This window comes from Arthrobacter sp. SLBN-53, from assembly GCF_006715585.1.
Taxonomy (GTDB): Bacteria; Actinomycetota; Actinomycetes; order Mycobacteriales; family Mycobacteriaceae; genus Mycobacterium; species Mycobacterium neoaurum_A.
The window spans coordinates 3,154,309-3,168,907 of the sequence record NZ_VFNN01000001.1; the positions used below are offsets into that span (position 1 = coordinate 3,154,309).

Here is a 14,599-nt window from a genome sequence, read left to right on the forward strand (position 1 = left end):
CGTGCAGTGGCCTCGGTTGCCTGTGCAACGATCACTGCCGCTCATCTGCCGGCATTCACCGCCGGTACCTTACTCGGCGGTCAGTATTGCATGTACCGTGCTATCGCACGCGGTTTCATGACCGTCGTCGAGGGCCCCTGCCGGGCGGCCCCGCGTGCCGACAGCCGCTATCGTGAAGTCGCCTTCGGTTTTGCCCATCCGCTCACCGTCGACGCAAAGACATCCGGAGGGACCAGGTTGCACATCGGGAAGATCACGATCGGAACGATCGATGATTGGACGCCGGCCCCAGGTGTCGTGACGTCCTGGCATCCGACCAGCGCGGCGATGGCAAAGGCCCGCCAGGCTCCGGTCAGCTCGGTCCCTGTCAGCTATATGCAGGGACAGCACATCCGCGGCGTCTACGAGCAGGCCGCCAAGGGGTTGGACTACTCGCGGCAGATCATCGCCACCTGCGAGGTCCCCGGAGTCTGCGATATCGATGCGATGAACCACGCGCTGAACTCCTATCTGCGCAGGCATGACACCTATCGCAGCTGGTTCGCCTATGACGGGTCCGGCGATATCGTGCGGCATACCATCGTCGAACCGGCCGATATCGAGTTCGAGCCCATCGTCCACGGTGAGATCACCACCGAGGATGCCCGCAAACACATCGTGGACATCCCGTCGCCGCTGGAGTGGGGGTGCTTCTCGTTCGGGATCGTGCAGAGCGAGGACCATTTCGATTTCTACGCCAGCATCGACCACGTCCATGGTGACGCCGCCCTGATCGGTATCACCATGCTCGAGGCGCACGGCATGTACACCTCGCTGACCACCACCGGTCAGCCCATGCCGTTGCCGGAAGCCGGCCACTTCGACGACTTCTGCGTACAGGAACGCGAACGTACCGCCGCGCTTACCGTCGATTCGCCCGAAGTCCGGGCCTGGATCGAGTTCGCCGAGAACAACAACAACAGCATGCCGGAGTTCCCGCTGCCGCTGGGCGATCCCTCGGTGCCGACGGTGGCCGATATGGTCGGGGAGATGCTGCTCGATGCCGAGCAGACCGAGCGTTTCGACGCCGCCTGCGTCGCCGCCGGTGTCCGGTTCGTCGGCGGCCTGTACGCCTGTACCGCCATGGTCGAGCATGAGCTGACCGGCGCGGCAACGTATTACGGTCTGACACCGCGCGACACCCGACGGACCTCGGACAATTTCATGACGCAGGGCTGGTTCACCGGTCTCGTGCCGCTGACCGTGCCGATCGCCGCGACGACGTTCGCCGAGGCCGCCTGGTCGGCGCAGACGTCCTTCGACACCGGCCTCGAGCTGGCCCGCGTTCCGTATTACCGGGTGCTGGAACTGGCACCCTGGCTGGACAACCCGCGCCCGAACTTCCCGGTGTCGAACTTCCTGCACGGGGGTGCCGCGCCCTTGAACGCCGTTCTCGCGGCGGCCGAGATGGGTTACTCGAACAACATCGGCATCTATTCCGACGGCCGATTCTCCTATCAGTTGACGGTGTATGTGTTCCGCTACGGCGCGGGCACCGCGATGGCGGTCATGTTCCCGGACAACGAGGTCGCCCAGAAATCGGTCACCCGCTACATCGCGACGATGAAATCGGTGATCGAGCAGGTGGCCGAGACCGGGGACTGGGGTCGTTTTGGTTAAGCCGGTGTGCCGGTTCGGTGAGGGGCAGTAGTGGGGGACGTGTGCGTCGGTTAGCCGGTTTTGTGGTGCGGTGGCCGCTGGCCGTCATCGGTATCTGGGTGGCGCTCGCGGTGGCACTGCCACTTGCCGTCCCCAGTCTCAACGAGATGGCGCAGCGCAATCCGCTGTCCATGCTTCCGGGTGACGCGCCGTCGAATATCGCCGCCCGCCAGATGCAGGACGCATTCCAGGAGCCGGGCACCGACGATCTTCTGCTGGTCGTGCTGACCGACGAGGACGGTCTCGGTCCCGAGCACGAGGCGACGTATCGCAAGTTGGTCGACGCGCTGCGAGACGACCAGCAGAACGTCGTCATGCTGCAGGAATTCATCGGAACCCCCGCTCTGCGTTCGACTTTGACCAGCAAGGACGACAAGTCCTGGGTACTGCCGGTCGGTCTGGCCGGAGCGCTGGGTACCCCGCAGTCCTACCAGTCGTTCAAGCAGGTCTCCGACCTGATCGAGCAGACCACCGCGGGCGGCCCGCTGGAGGTTCACCTGGCGGGCCCGGCCGCGACCGTTGCGGACCTGACCGTCGCGGGCGAGAACGATCGCCTGCCCATCGAGATCGCCATTGCCGTGCTGGTGCTGCTGGTGCTGTTGATCGTCTACCGCAACCCGGTCACGATGCTGCTCCCGCTGGCGGGGATCGGCATGTCCCTGGTGATCGCCCAGGCCTCGGTGGCCGGGCTGTCCGAACTGACCGGGCTCGGGGTGTCCAACCAGGCGATGATCCTGCTCAGCGCCATCATCTTCGGCGCGGGAACCGACTACGCGGTCTTCCTGATAAGTCGATATCACGACTTCGTGCGCAAGGGCGAGGACTCCACCGACGCGGTCCGCGCCGCGCTCGGTTCGGTCGGCAAGGTCATCACGGCGTCGGCGGCCACCGTCGGCCTCACCTTCCTGGCGATCAGCTTCGCCGAGATGGGAATCTTCTCCACCGTCGGCGTGTCCTCGGCTGTCGGTGTCTTCGTGGCCTACCTGGCCGCGATGACGCTGCTTCCCGCGTTGCTGACACTCGTGGGCCCCCGGGGCTGGATCGCACCCCGCAAGGAGTTGACCGCGCGGCTGTGGCGTCGTTCGGGAACGCGCATCGTGCGGCGACCGTGGACTCATCTGGTGGGCAGCCTGCTGGTGTTGCTCCTGCTGGCCGGGCTGTCCGGTTTCGCCACCTTCAACTATGACGACCGCAAATCCGTGGCCGATTCGGAGCCGAGTTCGCTGGGCTACGCGGCGCTGGAGAAGCACTTCGACATCAACCAGTCGATCCCGTCCTATGTGCTGATCCACTCGGACAAGGACCTGCGCAGCCCGGCCGCGCTGGCCGATCTGGAGCAGCTCGCCGAGCGCATCACCCAACTGCCCGATATCCAGATGGTCACCGGTATCACCCGGCCGCTGGGATCGGTACCGCCGGAGTTCCGGGCCACCTATCAGGCCGGCATCGTCGGTACCCGGCTCGCCGATGGCGCCAAGATGATCAGCGACGGCTCCAAGGACCTCAACCGGCTCTCCAGTGGCGCGAACACCCTGGCGGGCAGCCTCGGCGATGTCCGCGGGCAGATCACCGATATCGCAGGCAGTCTCAAACAGATGGTCGACGCGTTCGCCGCGCTGCGCGGTCAGTACGGCGGCGACAAACTGGTCAAGAACGTCGATGTGGCGGCCAAGCTGGTGGCCAGCATCAACCGACTTGGCAACTCCATGGGCGTGAACCTGATGGCGACCAGGGACATGTTCGCCTGGGTGCCTCCGGTGTTGGCGGCCCTGCACGGCAACGTGGTCTGCGATCTGGATGTCTCGTGCAGCCAGACCCGCATCCACCTCTCCCGGCTGGCCGCGGCACGCAACGACGGCACGCTGGACGAGATCGAGGATCTGGCCGGCCAGTTGGAGTCGTTGCAGGACCGCCAGTCCCTCAACGCCGCACTGCAACAAGTCGGCACCGCGTTCACCCGGTTGACCAAGGCCATGCAGGCGATGGGCCTGGACAGCCCGGCCGGGGCCGAGGCGACGCTGGCGCAGCTGCAGCAGGGTGCCGAGCGTTCGGCCAGCGGCAGCCGGCAGGTTGCCGACGGCGTGGACCAGATCGTCGACCAGATCCAGCTGATGCGCTCCGGGCTGGACCAGGCCGCGGCCTTCCTGCTGACCATGGCCGAGAACGCCAACTCGCCGGCCATGTCGGGGTTCAACATCCCGCCCGAGGTCCTGCAGCTGGAGGATTTCAAGGCGGCCACCAAGGCCTATGTGTCGCCGGACGGTCATTCGGCGCGCTATCTGGTGTTCACCAAGCTCGACCCGTTCAGCCCGGCCGCGATGGATCAGGTCAAGGTCATCGAGGACGCCGCGCGCAGCGCGTTGCCGAACACCGAGCTGTCGGACGCCTCGGTGTCGATGGGCGGATACCCGGTGGCACTGGCCGACACCCGTGACTACTACCAGAACGACATCCGCTACATCGTGGTCGTCACCGTGATCGTCGTCCTGATCATCCTCATGCTGCTCCTGCGCGCGCTGATCGCACCGCTGTATCTGGTTGGTTCCGTGGTGATCTCGTACTTCGCCGCGCTGGGACTCGGCGTCCTGCTGTTCCAGGTGATCCTCGATTCTCAGCTGCACTGGTCGGTGCCGCCACTGGCGTTCGTGGTGTTGGTGGCCGTCGGAGCCGACTACAACCTGCTGCTGGTGTCCCGGATGCGGGACGAGGCCCCGGCGGGCAGATTCGGCATCATCCGCACCCTCAGCTCGACCGGTGGTGTCATCACCGCGGCCGGTCTGATCTTCGCCGCGTCGATGTGGGGCCTGCTGTTCTCCAGCATCGGTACTGTGGTGCAGGGCGGGTTCGTCATCGGCATCGGCATTCTGCTGGACACCTTCCTGGTCCGGACGGTCACCGTGCCTGCCATGGCCACGTTGGTCGGCCGGGCGAACTGGTGGCCATCTCGACTCACGGCACGAGGGAGCGGTAGCGCATGAGGAAACTTCTCGCGGCGGCCACCGCCCTCCTGACGATCGGGGCGACGGGTCCATCGGGCGCCGCGATCGCGACCGCCGAGCCACCCCCGCCGCCACCGGCCCCGAGCCCGGCGGTCCCCGGCCCGGCAGGCCCGGGCAACGCCCGCACCATCGAGGGTCGCGGCTACGCACTCGGCGGTGCCCACGTGCTCGGCATCCCCTACGACGAATACATCATGCGCACCGGCGCCGAGTGGTTCCCCGGTCTGAAACGTCAGATCGTCGACTACCCGGCCGGTCAGGTTCAGGGCCACACCCTGGAGCGCTTGTTTCCCGGCATCGGGCGTCTGGACGATCAGTTCCCCGGGCTGGGCATCGACGGTCCGAGTTACGGCGAGTCCATCGATGTCGGCGGACCCAACCTGGTCAACGCCATCCGCCAGGGCGGCCCGGGCATGGCGATCGGTCTGTCCGAGGGCGCCTCAGTCCTCGAGGACGTCAAGATCAGGCTGGCCAATGACCCGACCGCCCCGCCCCCGGACCAGCTGGCGTTCGCGACCTACGGCAACCCGGTCGGCAAGCACGCCTTCGGTGAGAGCTTCCTGAGCCAGAACTTCCCGGTGGGCAGCGTCGTGCCGTCGCTGGATTACCGGATGCCGCCCGAGGTGGAGAGCCAGTACGACACCCACCTGTTCGTCTCGGCCTACGACAGCATCGCCGACTGGCCGCAGCGCTCGGACAACTGGATCTCGGTGGCCAATGCCATCGTCGGTCTGGCCACCGGGCACACCGCCGTCGCCTTTACCAACCCGAAAATGGTTCCGCCGCAAAACATCCGTACCACGGTGAACTCGCGCGGAGCACGCACGACGACCTACATGATCCCCGAGGAGCACCTGCCGCTGGTGCTGCCGTTCAAGTATCTCGGCGTGGACCAGAAGACCCTGATCGAGTTGGACAAGGTTCTGCAGCCCTATGTCGATGCCGGTTACACCCGCAACGACAATCCGGCGACGGCGCCGATCACCGTCGACCCGGTGAACGGGTACGACCCGGCCGAGGTCACCGCGCCGGCCACCCAGGCCGCGTTCGGTGGCGGGGCCGATCCGGTATCGCAGTTGATGGCCGGGCTGCAGTACGTCCTGAACAACCAGCCGCCGCCCAAGCCCTAGTTCGTCAGCTACAGACCGGCCAGTCCGACCGCCAGCAGCACCAGGCCCACCACCGCGACCAGTGCCGCCACCGCGCGCCTGCCCTGCCAGCGCAACCAGTCGTTGAACCCGGCGAGCGTGGCCCGGGTGCGCTCGGGTGCCAGAATGTAAGCGATCAGCGGGATTTCGACCAGCGCGAAGGCCACGGTGTTGAACACCAGCAGGGCGGCCAGTTGGGTCCCGACGCTCACGTCGGCGGCACCGATGACGGCAAGGGCAGCCAGATAGTCCACCGAGGGCAGCGCGATGCCAAGCCCCGCCGCTCCGGCCACCCACAGCGAGCGCCCGTCCAGGGCCCGACGCACCCAGTCCGGCGGGGTGCGTGGCTTGCCCTTGGTGACGGCGATGATCGCGGCGACCAGCAGCGCGCCCACCCCGATGACGATCTGCACCTTGGGCAGCGTGAACCGGGCGGAGTCCGGCAGGTGGGCATCCAACACCAGCAGTACCACCGCGCCGACGACGAGGCCCATGGAGAAGCCGCCTGCCAAGAAGGCGGCCAACTGGAGTTGTGGGCGTGGCCGATTCAGCATCACCACCGACATGCCGACACGGAAGGGCTCCAGGCTGACCGCGACAGCCATGACCAGGAGGGTGATCCACATCGGGTGGCGCTACGCGTCCAACCGGACGAACTGCCCCTGTCGGTACAACTGGATACACGCCGAGCGGCGGATCTTGCCGCTGGTGGTGGTCGGGATCGAGCCCGGCTCGACCAACACGATATCGGCAACCTGGAGGCCGTGCGCGCGGGAAATCGCGGCGGTCACAGTGCTTTTCAGGTCATCGAGGCCGTGATCGCGATTCTTCAGCTCGACCACGGTGACCAGTTTCTCGGACTGTTCGTCGGCCACCGCGATCGCCGCCACCCGACCGCGGGTCAGGTCCGACACGGTGGCCTCGATATCGTCGGAGTAGTGGTTGCGGCCGCGCACGATGAGCATGTCCTTGATGCGACCGACGATGAACAGTTCTCCCTCGGAGATGAATCCGCGGTCCCCGGTGCGTAGCCAGTCCGACGCCGGCGCATCGGCCGGACCGTCGACAAGCGTTGCGCCGAAACCCGTTCCGGTCTGGTCGGGCTTGCGCCAATACCCGGCGGAGACGTTCGCGCCGTGCGTCCAGATCTCGCCGACGCTGCCGTCCGGGCACGGCGTGCCGGTCTCGGCGTCGACGATCAGTACCAGCGGGGAGGACTCCGGCAGGCCGTAGCGCAGCAGCGGTGTGCCGCCCGGTGCGCGGACCGCGTGACCCTGCGCCAGCTGATCGGTGTCGAATTCCACGGCCTCCGGCACCCGCCCACGGCTACCGCTGGCGACGAACACCGTCGCCTCGGCCAGACCGTAGGACGGCATCAGTGCTTCCGGCGGGAAACCCAACGGACCGAACCGATCGGTGAACCGCGCCACCGTCGGCGGGTGCACCCGCTCGGCACCGCAGATGATGCTGATGACACCGCCGAGGTTCAGGCCCTCGGTCTCGGCTTCGGTGCTGCGCCGGGCGGTGAGGTCCAGCGCGAAGTTGGGGCCGCCGGTCACCACGTGGGAATGCCGCGCCATGGCCTGCAGCCAACGGACCGGGCGGGTCAGGAAGGCGATAGGGCTCATCAGGTCGGCCTGGCAGCCGCCAAGGATGGGGGCCGCCACGCCCAGCATGAGGCCCATATCGTGATAGAAGGGCAGCCAGGACACCAGTGCGCAGCCCGGCGGGAACACGCCGTCGAACCGGGCCAGGTAATCGGGCATCAGCTGGTCGAAGTTCGCGACCAAATTGGCGTGGCTGATCATCACCCCGGCTGGGGCGCGAGTGGACCCCGAGGTGTACTGCAGATAGGCGATGTCCGGGCGATCGGGGATGTCCGCGGTCTCGATGGGTTCACGACCGTCGAGGTCCAGGGTGTCCACCGATACCACCGCGGTCATCGCGGCCCCGTCGTCGACGTACTGGGTCGCGATATCCGACAGCGCGGCCGTCGTCAGTACCACCGCCGGTTGGGTGTCGGTCACCACGGCACTGGTGCGCTCATCGTGAGAGCCGGGCACCGGCGCCGAGAGCGGGACGGCGATGAAGCCCGCCTGCATGGCGCCCAGGAACGCCACGATGTAGGGCAGGCCCTGCGGGGCGATGATCAGTGCGCGTTCGCCGGGGGCGCCGTGCTGGCTGATCTCCTCGGCCAGGTTGCGGGTGCGGCGGTAGAGCTGACCCCAGGTCAGCGTTTCGGGCACACCGTCGGGATCACGGTCGTAATCGGTGAAGGTGAAGGCAAGGCCGTCAGGTGTGTCACCAGCGCGGTCCCGCAGCACGGTCAGGATGGACGCGTTGGGCATGGGGGTCAGGCTACTCAAAGGTTGTGGTCAGCCTGAGCGTGACCATGGCACCGGGCGAGGATCGAGGCCAAGATGAGGGGGTGTCCTGTCTGCAGGCGGCGTATCCGGTCGCGTTCGGCCAGGCCGATCGAGGTCGTCGGTCACCCCGGCGGCACCGCGCGCGGTCACCCCGATCACGCCGCGACGCACCGTTACATGTGAAGATGGAAGTGTTATGAGTGACACTGAACTGAGCCCGGCCTCGCTGCGTGAGGCATTCGGGCATTTCCCGACCGGCGTCATCGCCATCGCCGCTGAGGTCGACGGCGTGCGGATCGGCCTGGCGGCCAGCACGTTCGTGCCGGTGTCGCTGGACCCGCCGCTGGTGTCGTTCTGCGTGCAGAACTCGTCGGAGACGTGGCCCAAGCTCAAGAATCTGCCGTCGCTGGGCATCAGCGTGCTCGGCGAGTCGCATGACGCGGCAGCGCGCACGTTGGCAGCCAAGACCGGCGACCGCTTTGCCGGCCTGGAGACCCAGTCGCGGGATACCGGCGCAGTGTTCGTGCACGGCACGAGCGTGTGGCTGGAGAGCACGATCACCCAGGAAGTGCCCGCCGGTGATCACACCATCGTCGTGCTACAGGTCAGCGATATCGTCGTCCACGATGTGCCGCCGATCGTGTTCCATCGCAGCACTTTCCGCAAGCTAGGCAATTAGGGCCTGGCGGCCAGCTGCTCGCGGTATCCGCTGACCCGCCGGTCCAGTTCGGCGGCATCACCGGAGCGGCCCTCCTTGCGGGCGAGCTGCGCGCGGACCGTGAGCTCGCGGATGGCGGTACGAATATCGTTGACGCTGATCGTTTCTCGATGTGACATGAGGCTGCCTTCTCATCGCTGATCGGACGGATGTGGTCTGCGTCACCAACCGTACGCCTCATGTCGAGCGCCGCCCAGGTCTCGCGCCGCGGTGATTCATCCACGGTGACTCTGCGCCCAGGGCGCGGGCTACTCGCACTTCTGCGCCATGAGCGCAGAGTCGGCGGCAGGCTAGCGTCTGAAGAGCTTGTTGCCCAGCCAGACGATCGGGTCGTACTTGCGGTCGGCCACACGCTCTTTCATCGGGATCAGCGCATTGTCGGTGATCTTGATGTGCTCGGGGCATACCTCGGTGCAGCACTTGGTGATGTTGCAGTAGCCCAGCCCGAACTCGTCCTGGGCCATCTCCTGACGGTCGACGGTATCCAGCGGATGCATGTCGAGTTCGGCGATGCGCATGTGGAACCGCGGACCGGCGAAGTTCTCCTTGTTCTCCTCGTGATCACGCACCACGTGGCAGACGTTCTGGCACAGGAAGCACTCGATGCACTTGCGGAACTCCTGGCTGCGGTTCACGTCCTCCTGCTGCATCCGGTACTCGCCGGGCTGCAGATCCTTCGGCGGGGTGAACGACGGGATCTGGCGCGCCTTCTCGTAGTTGAAGGACACGTCGGTGACCAGGTCGCGCATCACCGGGAAGGTTCGCAGCGGCGTGATGGTGACGGTCTCGTTCTCGTCGAAGGTCGACATGCGCGTCATGCACATCAGCCGCGGCCGGCCGTTGATCTCCGCCGAACACGACCCGCACTTGCCCGCCTTGCAGTTCCACCGCACCGCCAGGTCGCCGGCCTGGGTGGCCTGCAACCGGTGCACGATGTCGAGCACCACCTCGCCGTCGTTGACCTCGACGGTGTAGTCCTGCAGGTCACCGCCGGACTCGTCGCCCCGCCATACCCGTAGGTTCGCGTTGTAAGCAGCCATGATCAGCCCTTCCGGTCCGGATGTGCGGCCAGTTGGTCATCGGTGTAGTACTTCTCGAGTTCGGACAGTTCGAAGGTCGCCAGCAGGTCGGGCCGCATCACCGGTTGTTCCTCGGGGGTGACGACGACGTCAGGCACCACCGGGTCGCCGGGCTTGTCGCCCGCCCCGCCGACGGTCTTGCAGACCAGCAGCTTGTTGCGCCAGGTGCGGTCCATCTGCGGATGGTCGTCGCGGGTGTGTCCGCCGCGGCTCTCGGTGCGCTGTAGTGCGGCCTTGGCGACGCACTCGCTGACCAGCAGCATGTTGCGCAGGTCGATGGCCAGGTGCCAGCCCGGGTTGAAGACGCGCCCGCCCTCGACGACGACGTTGGCGTAGCGCTTCTTCAGCTCGTCGATCTTGCCCAGCGCCTCCTGGAGCTCACCCTCCTTGCGGATGATGCCGGCCAGGTCGTTCATCGACTCCTGCAGCTCGGCGTGCAGCGTGTAGGGGTTCTCCGGGTTCGCCTTGGGTTCGAAGGGTTCCAGCGCCAGCTCGGTGGCCCGGTTGAGTGCATCCTCGGACACCGTCGGACGGGTCTGCGCGGACAGTGCCCGCACATAGTCGGCAGCGCCGAGACCGGCGCGCCGCCCGAATACCAGGAGATCCGAGAGCGAGTTGCCGCCGAGCCGGTTGGAGCCATGCATACCGCCCGAGCACTCGCCGGCGGCGAACAGACCCGGCGTGGCGGCACCGCCGCTGTCCGGATCGACCTCGATACCGCCCATCACGTAGTGACAGGTCGGACCGACCTCCATCTCGTCCTTGGTGATGTCGACCTCGGCGAGCTCGATGAACTGGTGATACATCGACGGGAGTCGGCGCTTGATCTCCTCGGCCGGCATACGCGATGCGATGTCGAGGTACACCCCGCCGTGCGGGGTTCCGCGGCCCGCCTTGACCTCTTCGTTGATGGCGCGGGCCACCTCGTCGCGGGGGAGCAGATCAGGGGTGCGGCGCGCGGAGTCGTTGTCCTTGAGCCACTGGTCGGCTTCCTCTTCGGTCTCGGCGTACTGGCCCTTGAACACGTCGGGGATGTAGTCGAACATGAAGCGCTTGCCCTCGGAGTTCTTCAGCACTCCGCCGTCACCACGCACACCCTCGGTGACCAGGATGCCCTTCACCGACAGCGGCCAGACCATCCCGGTGGGGTGGAACTGGATGAACTCCATGTTGATCAGGCCGGATCCCGCTCGCAGCGCCAAAGCGTGACCGTCGCCGGTGTACTCCCAGGAGTTCGACGACACCTTGAAGCTCTTACCGATCCCGCCGGTGGCCAGCACGATCGCGGGCGCCTCGAACAGCACGAACTTGCCGGTCTCGCGGTAATAGCCGAAGGCCCCTGCCACGCGATCGCCGTCTTTGACGATCTCGGTGATCGAACACTCGTGGAACACCCGGATGCGCGCGTCGTAGTCGCCGAGTTCGCGCTTGTCCTCCTGCTGCAGGCTGACGATCTTCTGCTGCAGGGTACGGATGATCTCCAGGCCGGTGCGGTCGCCGACGTGCGCCAACCGCGGGTAGGTGTGGCCGCCGAAGTTACGCTGGCTGATCTTGCCGTCCTTGGTGCGGTCGAACAGTGCCCCATAGGTTTCCAGCTCCCAGACCCGGTCCGGGGCCTCCTGGGCGTGCAGTTCGGCCATCCGCCAGTTGTTCAGGAACTTGCCGCCGCGCATGGTGTCACCGAAGTGCACCTGCCAGGAATCCTTGGTGTTGACATTGCGCATGGCCGCGGCGCAACCGCCCTCGGCCATCACGGTGTGCGCCTTGCCGAACAGCGATTTCGTCACCACGGCTACGCGCAGGCCGCGCTCGCGGGCCTCGATCACCGCGCGTAGTCCAGCCCCGCCGGCACCGATCACGACGACGTCGTAGGTGTGCCGTTCCAGGTCACCCATTGAAAATCCTCACTAATCCGTAATTGAGTTGTCAGCCAACGAATCTCAGGTCGGGGAACCAGCCCGCGGCCAGAGACATGACATAGAAGTCGGTGAACATCAGGGTGCCAAGGGTGATCCACGCGTACAGCTTGTGCCGGGTGTTCAGCTTGCTGATCTGCGTCCACATCCAATACCTGACGGGGTGCTTGGAGAAATGCTTGAGCCGCCCGCCCGCGACATGCCGGCACGAGTGGCAGGACACCGTGTAGGTCCACAGCAGCAGCACGTTGACGACGAGTATCAGATTGCCCAGCCCGAAGCCGAATCCGCCGTCGGGCTTGTGGAAGGCGATGATCGCGTCGTAGGTGTTGATCACCGAGATCAGCACGGCCAGATAGAAGAAGTACCGGTGGGTGTTCTGGATGATCAGCGGGAATCGCGTCTCACCGGTGTACTTGGCGTGCGGTTCGGCGACGGCGCACGCGGTGGGGGACTGCCATACCGAACGGTAGTAGGCGCCACGGTAGTAGTAGCACGTCAGCCGGAACAACAGCAGGAACGGCAGGGACACCGCCGCGTAGGGCAACCACCAGACATCCGGAAGGAACTGGCCGAAGTGGCTGGCCTCGGGCACGCAGCCGGTACTGACGCACGGTGAGTAGAACGGGGTCAGGTACCCGTACTCGGCGACGTAGTAGTTGTTCTGCATGAACGCCCGCACCGTCGCGTAGATGACGAACGCGGCGAAACCGAGATCGGTGATCAGCGGAGACTTCCACCACGCATCGGTGCGTAGCGTGCGCTCCTTGATCCGCGCTCTGGTTGGTGAGAAGACGCCGGTACCTTGAGGATTCGAGGTCGGTGCGCTCACTGATTCCCTCTTCTTCTGTTGTGTCGGGGCTCTTCACCCCTGCGGTCTAGCGGCTGCCGCCGAGACCCTCGTCATCGACACCGCTCCAGAAGTCCCTGGAGTAGTCGTGATCGGGGATGGTGATCTTCTCGGCGGCGCGGGGGTGCGCTGGTGCTCCACGCATCTCCAGTTCCGCGGCATCGATGTCCAACCGGTCGATATCGTTGAGCATGCGTTCGGCGTCGTTGACGATGCGGCGCATCGCGGGGGCGTCGCCATATCGGGCGCGCAGCGATGTGACGCAGCGGCGAAGGTTGCCGATGAGTTCGTGCAGTTCGGCAAGCTCGGTCGTGGTGGACAAGGGTGACCTCCTTGGGCTGAAGGGTGTCAAGGATCACAGTACGCATTCGATGTTAGCCACAACACGCACTTGAGAGTGAGACAGATCACGTCTACATCGCAGAAAGGCTCGGAAATGTCGAACGACGACCTCAAGCAGAAGGCGGCTGCACTGCTGGCGCTGCACCGCCCCGGCGACCCCGCGATCTTGCCGACGGTATGGGACGCCTGGTCGGCAAAGACCGTGGTAGACGCGGGTTTCGCGGCGTTGACCGTGGGCAGCCACCCGGTCGCCAACTCCGTCGGCAAGCCCGACGGGGAGGGGATGAGTTACGACGATCTGGTCACCCGGGTCGCCCAGATCACCGGCGCGGTCGATGTCCCGATCTCGGTGGACATCGAATCCGGCTACGGCGAGTCGGCGGCACGGCTGATCGAGGGGCTGCTGTCGGCGGGCGCGGTCGGACTCAACATCGAGGACACCGTGCATTCCGAGGGTGGCCGCATCCGGTCCGATGACGACCATGCCGCGTTGGTCGGGGACCTGCGCAAGGCCGCCGACGCCGCCGGCGTACACGTCGTCATCAATGCGCGCACCGATCTGTTCCTGCGGCAGGTCGGTGACGAGGCCGACCGGTTCGACCGCGCGGTGCACAAGCTCAGGCTGGCCGCCGACGCGGGGGCGGACAGTCTGTATCCGGTGGGGCGTCACGATGACGACACCTATCGTCGCCTCGTCGAGGCGTTACCGCTGCCGGTCAACGCGATCGCGCTGCCGGGCCAGGACGACCCGGCGCGGTTCGGGCCACTGGGTGTGGGCAGGATCAGCTTCGGGCCGTTCCTGCAGGGCGCGCTGACGAGCCGCATCACCGAGCTCGTCAACCCCTGGAAGTAGGTCCTGCCCGACAGAGATGGAACACGGCGAGGCCCCGCGACATCTCGCGGGGCCTCGTTTCGTGCCGCCTACTTGGCGGTGATGGTGATGCGCTGGGGCTCGGTACCGGCGTACACGCCGGCCACCCGGACGGTCAGCACCCCCGCCTCGTAGGAGGCGGCGACGGCCTCGCCGGTGACCTGCGCGGGCACCTTGAACGACCTGCGGAACGCGCCGTAGCGGACCTCGGAAAGGGTGCGGCCCTCGGAATGCTCGTCGCGACGCTCTCCGTGGATCACCAGTTGTCCGCGGTCGAGTTCGACGTGCACGTCCTCGCTGACGGCCTCGGTGCTGAAGCCGGGCAGTTCGAGGCGGACGACGGCGTCGTCACCGTCGCGGACCACCTCGGCGGCGGGATGGAAGTCCGCCGAGACCGGTGCGGGGTTGCCGAAGAAATCACGCAGCCAGACGTCGACCGGCGACGCGGGGCGGGTGCGTACGGGGGTGCTGCTCATCGGGATCGTCTCCTGTTCCTTGTGCTGATGGTGTCGGTGACCAGCCCTGCGCCGGCCCTCTTACAAGAGAACTTGAGTCGGTGGCGCTTAAGTTCCAACTGGGCGTTCGCCGTCAGCGAAGCACTCACACGTTCCG

At 66.2% G+C, this 14,599-nt stretch carries 13 protein-coding genes; 5 read left to right on the forward strand and 8 right to left on the reverse strand.

Annotated features, from left to right (window positions below):
* The first annotated feature begins 117 nt into the window (after positions 1-117).
* The 3 genes from FBY28_RS15060 to pe all read left to right on the forward strand — a co-directional run bounded on the left by FBY28_RS15060 (position 118) and on the right by pe (position 5,827).
* On the forward strand, positions 118-1,659 hold the full coding sequence (locus tag FBY28_RS15060; protein WP_216847714.1) for a condensation domain-containing protein: 1,542 nt from the start codon (positions 118-120) through the stop codon (positions 1,657-1,659).
* 65 nt (positions 1,660-1,724) lie between these two features.
* A complete protein-coding gene (locus FBY28_RS15065) occupies positions 1,725-4,676 on the forward strand; it encodes an MMPL/RND family transporter (protein WP_216847715.1) in 2,952 nt (983 codons plus the stop codon).
* The gene (gene pe / locus FBY28_RS15070; RefSeq protein WP_141868034.1) at positions 4,673-5,827 is read left to right on the forward strand and encodes an acyltransferase PE; all 1,155 of its coding nucleotides are present in this window, start codon (positions 4,673-4,675) and stop codon (positions 5,825-5,827) included. Before FBY28_RS15065 ends, pe begins: the two co-directional genes overlap by 4 nt.
* Before the next feature lie 8 nt (positions 5,828-5,835).
* On the opposite strand, the gene FBY28_RS15075 is transcribed toward pe, so the two are convergent.
* Positions 5,836-6,450, reverse strand: a complete 615-nt coding sequence (locus tag FBY28_RS15075; RefSeq protein ID WP_216847716.1) for a GAP family protein — start codon at positions 6,448-6,450, stop codon at positions 5,836-5,838.
* A 30-nt stretch (positions 6,451-6,480) separates the two neighbouring features.
* The gene (locus FBY28_RS15080) at positions 6,481-8,193 is read right to left on the reverse strand and encodes an AMP-binding protein (RefSeq protein WP_141868038.1); all 1,713 of its coding nucleotides are present in this window, start codon (positions 8,191-8,193) and stop codon (positions 6,481-6,483) included.
* Positions 8,194-8,407: 214 nt separating this feature from the next.
* Between FBY28_RS15080 and FBY28_RS15085 the strand changes: the two genes are divergently transcribed.
* Complete coding sequence (locus FBY28_RS15085) at positions 8,408-8,890, forward strand: flavin reductase family protein (RefSeq protein ID WP_141868040.1); 483 nt, start codon at positions 8,408-8,410, stop codon at positions 8,888-8,890.
* Here FBY28_RS15085 and FBY28_RS25900 read toward each other — a convergent pair.
* The 5 genes from FBY28_RS25900 to FBY28_RS15105 form a co-directional block, all read right to left on the reverse strand.
* Positions 8,887-9,048, reverse strand: a complete 162-nt coding sequence (locus tag FBY28_RS25900; RefSeq protein WP_174241639.1) for a hypothetical protein — start codon at positions 9,046-9,048, stop codon at positions 8,887-8,889. The two genes, FBY28_RS15085 and FBY28_RS25900, sit on opposite strands and share 4 nt — an antisense overlap.
* Before the next feature lie 171 nt (positions 9,049-9,219).
* The gene (locus tag FBY28_RS15090) at positions 9,220-9,969 is read right to left on the reverse strand and encodes a succinate dehydrogenase/fumarate reductase iron-sulfur subunit (protein ID WP_019511720.1); all 750 of its coding nucleotides are present in this window, start codon (positions 9,967-9,969) and stop codon (positions 9,220-9,222) included.
* Between the two features lie 2 nt (positions 9,970-9,971).
* Positions 9,972-11,903: a fumarate reductase/succinate dehydrogenase flavoprotein subunit gene (locus FBY28_RS15095; protein ID WP_141868042.1), complete on the reverse strand. Its 1,932-nt coding sequence runs from the start codon at positions 11,901-11,903 to the stop codon at positions 9,972-9,974.
* Positions 11,904-11,934: 31 nt separating this feature from the next.
* Entirely contained in the window at positions 11,935-12,756 is an 822-nt protein-coding gene (sdhC, locus tag FBY28_RS15100) for a succinate dehydrogenase subunit SdhC (protein WP_141868044.1), read from the reverse strand.
* Positions 12,757-12,802: 46 nt separating this feature from the next.
* A complete protein-coding gene (locus FBY28_RS15105) occupies positions 12,803-13,096 on the reverse strand; it encodes an Rv0250c family protein (protein ID WP_019511717.1) in 294 nt (97 codons plus the stop codon).
* Between the two features lie 114 nt (positions 13,097-13,210).
* On the opposite strand from FBY28_RS15105, the gene FBY28_RS15110 reads away from it, so the two are divergent.
* Positions 13,211-13,969, forward strand: a complete 759-nt coding sequence (locus FBY28_RS15110; RefSeq protein ID WP_141868046.1) for an isocitrate lyase/PEP mutase family protein — start codon at positions 13,211-13,213, stop codon at positions 13,967-13,969.
* Positions 13,970-14,037: 68 nt separating this feature from the next.
* Here the strand turns inward: FBY28_RS15110 and FBY28_RS15115 are convergent, their stop codons facing one another.
* The gene (locus FBY28_RS15115) at positions 14,038-14,463 is read right to left on the reverse strand and encodes an Hsp20/alpha crystallin family protein (RefSeq protein ID WP_141868048.1); all 426 of its coding nucleotides are present in this window, start codon (positions 14,461-14,463) and stop codon (positions 14,038-14,040) included.
* Between the last annotated feature and the right edge of the window lie 136 nt (positions 14,464-14,599).

Excerpts from the sequence above, each read along its gene's own strand:
- FBY28_RS15060 (WP_216847714.1), top strand. The coding sequence starts at position 118 with ATGACCGTCGTCGAGGGCCCCTGCCGGGCGGCCCCGCGTGCCGACAGC.
- pe (WP_141868034.1), top strand. The coding sequence starts at position 4,673 with ATGAGGAAACTTCTCGCGGCGGCCACCGCCCTCCTGACGATCGGGGCG.
- FBY28_RS15075 (WP_216847716.1), bottom strand. The coding sequence starts at position 6,450 with ATGGCTGTCGCGGTCAGCCTGGAGCCCTTCCGTGTCGGCATGTCGGTG.
- FBY28_RS15080 (WP_141868038.1), bottom strand. The coding sequence starts at position 8,193 with ATGCCCAACGCGTCCATCCTGACCGTGCTGCGGGACCGCGCTGGTGAC.
- FBY28_RS15085 (WP_141868040.1), top strand. The coding sequence starts at position 8,408 with ATGAGTGACACTGAACTGAGCCCGGCCTCGCTGCGTGAGGCATTCGGG.
- FBY28_RS25900 (WP_174241639.1), bottom strand. The coding sequence starts at position 9,048 with ATGTCACATCGAGAAACGATCAGCGTCAACGATATTCGTACCGCCATC.
- FBY28_RS15090 (WP_019511720.1), bottom strand. The coding sequence starts at position 9,969 with ATGGCTGCTTACAACGCGAACCTACGGGTATGGCGGGGCGACGAGTCC.
- FBY28_RS15095 (WP_141868042.1), bottom strand. The coding sequence starts at position 11,903 with ATGGGTGACCTGGAACGGCACACCTACGACGTCGTCGTGATCGGTGCC.
- FBY28_RS15110 (WP_141868046.1), top strand. The coding sequence starts at position 13,211 with ATGTCGAACGACGACCTCAAGCAGAAGGCGGCTGCACTGCTGGCGCTG.
- FBY28_RS15115 (WP_141868048.1), bottom strand. The coding sequence starts at position 14,463 with ATGAGCAGCACCCCCGTACGCACCCGCCCCGCGTCGCCGGTCGACGTC.